Source organism: Empedobacter sp. R132-2 (assembly GCF_030324375.1).
Taxonomy (GTDB): Bacteria; Bacteroidota; Bacteroidia; order Flavobacteriales; family Weeksellaceae; genus Empedobacter; species Empedobacter falsenii_B.
The window spans coordinates 24,310-30,685 of record NZ_JACAGG010000036.1 but is presented as its reverse complement, the minus strand read 5'-3'; the positions used below and the strand labels follow the sequence as shown (position 1 = coordinate 30,685).

General features: G+C 30.6%; 5 protein-coding genes. All 5 read right to left on the bottom strand.

The features are described 5' to 3' along the window. Positions 1-707: 707 nt before the first annotated feature. Positions 708-1,928, bottom strand: coding sequence for a bifunctional folylpolyglutamate synthase/dihydrofolate synthase (locus HXZ69_RS13130; protein ID WP_286496241.1), 1,221 nt, complete (start codon positions 1,926-1,928; stop codon positions 708-710). A 100-nt stretch (positions 1,929-2,028) separates the two neighbouring features. After that, on the bottom strand, positions 2,029-3,189 hold the full coding sequence (gene nhaA, locus HXZ69_RS13125; protein ID WP_286496240.1) for a Na+/H+ antiporter NhaA: 1,161 nt from the start codon (positions 3,187-3,189) through the stop codon (positions 2,029-2,031). A gap of 83 nt (positions 3,190-3,272) precedes the next feature. Next, positions 3,273-4,487 (bottom strand): sterol desaturase family protein, encoded by a 1,215-nt coding sequence (locus tag HXZ69_RS13120; protein WP_221854232.1) that lies wholly within the window; start codon positions 4,485-4,487, stop codon positions 3,273-3,275. Between the two features lie 2 nt (positions 4,488-4,489). Further along, on the bottom strand, positions 4,490-5,203 hold the full coding sequence (locus HXZ69_RS13115; RefSeq protein WP_286496239.1) for an alpha/beta fold hydrolase: 714 nt from the start codon (positions 5,201-5,203) through the stop codon (positions 4,490-4,492). A gap of 70 nt (positions 5,204-5,273) precedes the next feature. Further along, positions 5,274-6,329 (bottom strand): anhydro-N-acetylmuramic acid kinase, encoded by a 1,056-nt coding sequence (locus HXZ69_RS13110; protein WP_286496238.1) that lies wholly within the window; start codon positions 6,327-6,329, stop codon positions 5,274-5,276. Positions 6,330-6,376: the final 47 nt, after the last annotated feature.

The following is a 6,376-nucleotide window of genomic DNA, read 5'->3' as shown; positions in this document are numbered from 1 at the left end:
AGATTATTAATATTTCGATTTAAGTGTATTTTAATAATGTACTGATTCAATGTTTGTGCAGTAATTTTAGCTAGAATACTATTAATTTGCTCTGATAATCTACGTTTTATACGATCGTAAATACTTCGTTGAATATTACAACTTAGCACTTAAGGGAGATTTCAAAATTAATGATTTTCACTATCAATACCCATAAATTCAACTGTTAAGACAAGACTTATGAGTCCTAAAAAGAAGTTTAGGTCATCTAAATTTATAAATTAAAAAGTGTATCTGTGGATAATTTTCGTAGAACTTCCAATATTCTTTCGTAATTTGCAAGTAAGTTATTCATTGTAAACATTTTGAAGTTAAATAAATTTACTCTTTTTCAATCAAATGAACAACTTTATTATTTATCAATCAAAATGCACAACGGGTATAATTTACAATTTTTAAAATATGTAGCTTAACTTATACTATAAAATTCAGGGGATATCCATCTACCTGTGATTTTACAAATGTCGCAGTTGCTATAAGTGTAAAAACAAATAAAACTTTTTTCATATTTTTTGAGTTAACTAAACCATCGTAAATTCAGTAAAAAAACTTTCAAAATCATGAATTACATGCATTTAATACATAAAATAATTATTATAGGTTATAAAAAATATAGACTCCGCTATTCAAGCGGAGTCTATCATGATTTATTTCATATTATTTTAAAATTAGATGACTTCTGCAACAATAAATGTACTACCTCCAACGTAAATCATGTCATTTTCTGTTGCATTTGATTTTGCAGCAATTAATGCCTTTTCTACAGTATCAAAAAAGTGTTTATCGGTAATATCTTCTGGAATTATTTTATACAAGTCGTCAATATCATATTTTCGAGGAACATCTGGTTGACAGAAATAATAGGTTGCTTTTTTTGGAAAAAAATTTAAAATAGATAAAACATCTTTATCATTCACAAATCCTAAAACCAAATGCAATTGATTATAAGCTTGCTCATTTATTTGTTTTGAAACTTCTGCTAAACCATGTGGATTATGCGCAGTATCAGCAACAATTAATGGATGTTGTCCTAAAATATCCCAACGTCCACGCAAATTTGTATTCTTTACAACATTCAATAAGCCATTCGCAATATTTTCAGGGGAGATCGCCCAATTTTGTTTTTGCAATTGCTCAATAGCGGTTAAAACAGTACGTTTATTTTTAATTTGATAAGATCCTTTCAAATCTGAAGGCAAATCTTGAAAATGTTTTTCTTCTGCAAAAATGATTTCTGCATTTCTATCTTTCGCTACTTGTTCAAAAACTGATTTTGTCTCTGCTGTTGTTTCACCAATTACAATCGCTGTGTTTGGTTTTATGATACCAGCTTTTTCAAAAGCAATTTTATCCAACGTATCACCCAAAAATTGTGTATGATCCAAACCTATATTCGTAATAACAGAAAGTTCTGGTAAAATAATATTCGTGGAATCTAATCGTCCGCCCAAACCTGTTTCTATAATCGCGATATCTACTTTTTGTTGTGCAAAATATTCAAAAGCCATCGCAATTGCAATTTCGAAAAAAGACGCTTTTTGATCTATAATTTTTTGTTCGTGCTTATTTACAAAATCAATCACAAATTCTTCATCAGCCATTGCTCCATTTACACGAATTCGTTCGCGAAAATCTTTGAGATGTGGAGAAGTTGTTAAACCTGTTTTGTACCCCGCTTCCTGAAAAATAGAAGCCAACATATGAGACGTACTTCCTTTACCATTTGTTCCTGCAATATGAACCGTTTTAAATTTAGTTTGAGGATTTCCCATATATTCGCATAAAGCTGTAATATTTGTTAAATCTGCTTTCATTGCTGATGCTCCAACACGTTGAAACATTGGTAAATTTGTAAACAACCAATCGATTGTTTCTTGATACGTTCTCATTTATTCAAAAATTTTACACGAAGTTACGGAATCATCTTCAAAAAAAAATCGAATTTCTCCGAAGAAAAATTCGATTCCATTATTTATGTATTGGCTATTCTTAATCTGAATAATCTTGTTTTGTTGTTAATAATATTTTTAAAACAATAAATCCAACGATAGCAGCTGTTAACGAAGCAACTAAAATCATTAACTTTGCTTCATTTATATAGCTTGGATCTTTGAAAGCTAACACCGAAACAAAAATGGACATTGTAAATCCAATTCCTCCTAAAATTCCGACACCAAAAACTCGTTTGAAATTGACCGCCGTAGGTAATTCACATAGACCAAATTTTACTGCAATCCAAGTGAATAATGTAATTCCGACTGGTTTTCCTACAACTAGTCCTAAGAAAATTCCCGAAGCTAATGGAATATTAAAATGCGCTAATCCTCCACCATCAATCGTAATTGCTGTATTTGCTAAGGCAAACAAAGGCAAAATAATAAATGCGACTGGTAAATGTAAAGCGTGTTCCATTTTAGCTGATAAAGATTTCGAGTCAATTTTATCGAAAGGAATTGTAAATGCAACCAAAACCCCTGCAATTGTAGCATGAATACCCGAATGTAACATAAACCACCATACAGCAATCCCTCCAATAATATAAGGAATCATTGATTTTACTTTTAATTTATTTAAAGCGAAAAGACCTAATAAAATGGCAATTGCAATTCCGAATTGTGTAAAATCTAAAGGTAATTCTGGATTTGGATAAAACAATGCAATCACGACAATTGCTCCTAAATCATCAATTACAGCTAAAGCCGTTAAAAATACCTTAAGCGACATTGGCACACGTTTCCCAAGCATTGTAATAATTGCCACAGCAAACGCAATATCAGTCGCCATAGGAATTCCAAAACCATGTATGGTATCCGTTCCTTTGTTTGTTAAAAAGAATATAAATGCCGGAACTAACATTCCTCCCAAAGCTGCAAAAACAGGTAAAATTGCTTTTTTTGTATTAGACAATTCTCCTATAAAAATTTCGCGTTTGAGTTCTAAACCAATTAAGAAAAAGAAAATCGCCATTAAACCATCATTGATCCAATGCGCAAAAGAATGCCCAAACATATCTGTCATCCAAATAGAATCATAGGATTCTGCAATTGGAGAATTGGCTAAAATTAAAGATAAAGCTGTACAAAAAATAAGGACAATACCGCCCGAAGTTTGGCTATGAAAAAATTGGTTAAAAAGTTTAGAAACAATCATTTTATTTTTTTTAATTTGGTAAAAATAATGAACTCGTTTTTAACCGCCTAATCTAAACGAAACAATAAGACCTAAATTATCATTTATATAATCTTTAAAATACTTTTTTGATACCAATTGCTAAAATTAAACATCTTTTCGATGATAAAAACAAATATGAAAGGTAAAATCAGCAAGAAATAATTATGAGATTGAATGATAAAAAAACTACAAAACACTAAAAATCTAATATGTTCTAAATACGGTACCCATCTTTTTTGTTCTAATTGTGCACCAATATTTATTAATGTAATCAAGACAAATACAACGAAGAAACCTTTGGTTAAATTATCAAATTGATCAAAGTAATATGTTAGAATACTCATCGCAAAAAACGATAAAATCAATTGTAAATTAATATAACCTTTGTATTTGAAATGATAACTATTCACTTTATTCTTAGACATCCATTTCTTTTCAATAATTGGTCTTATTTCCTGATCCATAACCGCTGGACTACCAAAATATATTGTCAATTTTTCTTTAATAGATGATTTTCTTCGAGCAGCCTCGTACAACTCTAAATAATAATGAAAATGTTGCCACAAAAAACTGTAACTATTGATAGGATGAGTTAATCCATATTTGGGTTTTTCTTCTTCTTTCTGAAAAGTACCAAATAATTTGTCCCAAAAAACAAATACATCTCCATAATTTTTGTCCAAATATTTTTCGTCAGAAGCATGATGAACACCATGAAGAGAAGGCGTTATAAAAATATATTCGAGCCATTTTTGTTTCTCCAAAATCTGCGTATGTGTAAAAAAAGAATACACGCCATGAACCACCAAAATCGTCATTACTAAATTTGGATGAAAACCAATAAAAGGCAAAATACACCAGAATACATTGCGAACAATTGCTTGTAAAGTCGTTATACGTGCCGCAACCGTGAAATTAAATTCTTCGGATTGATGATGCACAATATGGGCTCCCCAAAAAATATTGACTTCATGTCCCAAACGATGATACCAATACCAGACAAAATCTGTCGCTAGAAGCATCACAACCCAAATCCACCAAGCATTTGAAATATCTAATAGACGATAACTTTCGTAAATCCAAACATACAAATTGTAAAAACTTGCCGTAATAAAAAGATTCAATAATCGTTCTGCAATTCCTATTGAAATATTAGAAACTGAACTTTCATATTTATAGATATTCTTTAATTTCTTCTTTTTAACAACTACATATTCAAGCCATAAAAAAAGAAAAAAAGCTGGTAAAGCAAAAGCTAAATACTCGGGATGATTCATTTTTAAGCACTTAAAAATTGATTAATATGTTGATTAAAAAGTATCGGCTGCTCCATCATCGGCACATGACCACAATGATCGATATAAGCTAATTTTGCATTAGGTAAATGTGCAAAAAACTCTTCAGCAACATCTGGCGGTGTCACAATATCTTGTTTTCCCCAAACTAACAAAACTGGCTGATCTATTTTATGTAAAAGATGTTTCAAATTTTGTCGCTTTGCATCTCGCGAAATCGAAATTATAGACAAAGCTTTTGTAGGCGTATTAGCGGTCGAAAAAACATCATCTACCAATTCTTTTGTAACAACATTTTTTGTTTCAAAAACTTCTTCTACCTTATTTTTGATATACTCATAATCTCGCACACGTACAAAAGAAGCTTGTAAATTGTTTTCATATAAACCAGAACTTCCTGCTAAAATCAATTTATCAACCAAATTTGGATGCGCCAACGCATATAACAACGCAACATGCCCGCCCAAAGAATTTCCGATTAATATTGGATTTTCAATTTTATTAGATTGAATATAATTTTCTAGAAATTGAACTAAATTTTGAAGTGAATTTCTTTTGAAATGTGTAGAAAATAAAGGAAATGTTGGCGTATAAACATTATAATTTATTTCAAGATTCTTGATAACATTTCCCCAATTACTAAGGCTTCCAAATAAGCCATGAAGTAAAATAACATCTTTATTTTTCGAATATTTCATATCGCATTTATTCTTTGTTACCGAACAAATGTAAATAAAATATTTTTAAACTCTATTAATTATATAGATTTTATAGAAAATGTATAATTCCAGACGAATGGTCTTTGCTCGCTCCTGTTACAGATGCCAAACAATTTATTTCGTTATGAACACGTCGATATCCAAGGAATGCAAAGATTAAAGCTTCTTTAAAATCGATTAAATTATCAGTTGGAATGATGATTTCAACAGTTGATAATTCTCCTAAACGATTGATAAAAAATGTATTTCGAACTCCTCCTCCAGTTATCAACACGTTGTTGATATCATATAAAGCAAAGGTATTTTTAATTTGAATTACGAAATGCTCCACACAACTTCTCAGCTTATCTTCGATAGAAATATCGTACTTATCAACAATTGTTAAAAACTCATTCATAACCCATTCAAAACCTAATGATTTTGGGAAAGGTTGATGATAAAAATTCAAAAGATTCAATTCTTCAACTAATGCGGTATTAATATGTCCTTGTTCTGCTCGTTCTCCATTTTTATCAAAATCAAAACCGAGTTGTTTTGCATAATGATTCAAGACAATATTAATTGGGCAGATATCAAATGCAATTCGTTTTCCATTTCTATTCATCGAAATGTTAGAAAAACCTCCAAGGTTTAAACATGCATCATAGTTAGAAAATAATAATTCGTCCCCAATCGGAACCAAAGGCGCTCCTTGTCCTCCTAAAATAACGTCTTGTGTTCTGAAATCACACACCACTTTTTGTTGACAACGCGACGCAATTGCCGCACCATTTCCTATTTGCAAAGTGAATGATTTCTGCGGTTGATGAAAAATAGTTTGCCCATGAGATGCTACAAAATCTACTTTTTCAATCTTATTTTTATGAATAAATTCTTTTACTTGTTCTCCAAGAAAATAACCAAACTCTACATCCAATTGACATAAATCCATAGCCGAATATTGAAAAGCTTCTGTTAGTTTTGCTCGCCAATCGGATGAATAGTCTATCGTTTCGGCATGTAAAATTTCGAAAAGTTGGTTATCGTCAAATCGAACATAACAAATATCCAAACCATCTAACGAAGTTCCAGACATCAAACCAATGCAAAAAGTAGAATTTTTCATGCTGTAAATTTAATGAGAGAATTTGGTAATTGGTGAGTTTAGAAATT